We start from the raw sequence: 967 nt of genomic DNA, 5'->3' as shown, positions 1-967 counted from the left end.
TTTCCTGTCGAAACGCGTTCATTTGACATCATGACTATAGACGCAAAAGGTGATGCTGCCAACTTACTGATTTAGTGTATGATGGTGTTTTTGAGGTGCTCCAGTGGCTTCTGTTTGGCTTTGTTGAATAAATCGAACTTTTGCTGAGTTGAAGGATCAGATCACGCATCTTCCCGACAACGCAGACCGTTCCGTGGCAAAGCAAAAGTTCAAAATCACCAACTGGCCCACCTACAATAAAGCCCTCATCAACCGTGGCTCCATAACTTTCTGGCTGGATGATGAAGCTATTCAGGCCTGGTATGAGTCGGCAACGCCTTCATCACGGGGAAGACCTCAGCGCTATTCTGATCTCGCCATCACCACCGTTCTGGTCATTAAACGCGTGTTCAGGTTGACCCTGCGGGCTGCACAGGGTTTTATTGATTCCATTTTTACACTGATGAATGTTCCGTTGCGCTGCCCGGATTACACCAGTGTCAGCAAGCGCGCAAAGTCGGTTAATGTCAGTTTCAAAACGCCCACCCGGGGTGAAATCGCGCATCTGGTGATTGATTCCACCGGGCTGAAGGTCTTTGGTGAAGGCGAATGGAAAGTCAAAAAACATGGCCAGGAACGCCGCCGTATCTGGCGAAAGTTGCATCTGGCAGTTGACAGCAACACACATGAAATCATCTGTGCAGACCTGTCGCTGAACAATGTGACGGACTCAGAAGCCTTCCCGGGTCTTATCCGGCAGACTCACAGAAAAATCAGGGCAGCATCGGCAGACGGCGCTTACGACACCCGGCTCTGTCACGATGAACTGCGGCGTAAGAAAATCAGCGCGCTTATCCCGCCCCGAAAAGGCGCGGGTTACTGGCCCGGTGAATATGCAGACCGTAACCGTGCTGTTGCGAATCAGCGGCTGACCGGGAGTAATGCGCGGTGGAAATGGACAACAGATTATAACCGTCGCTCGATAGCG

Annotated in this window: 1 protein-coding gene; it reads left to right on the top strand. The window is 51.3% G+C overall.

Features of this window, described 5'->3' with window-relative positions; genetic code table 11:
• Nucleotides 1-193: 193 nt before the first annotated feature.
• A partial coding sequence (locus RE027_RS17800; RefSeq protein WP_368809630.1) for an IS5 family transposase occupies nucleotides 194-967 on the top strand: 774 nt, incomplete at its 3' end.

Origin of the sequence: Kocuria sabuli (genome assembly GCF_040981185.1) — a bacterium.
GTDB lineage: Bacteria > Actinomycetota > Actinomycetes > Actinomycetales > Micrococcaceae > Kocuria > Kocuria sabuli.
This window is presented reverse-complemented; position numbering and strand designations above follow the sequence as displayed.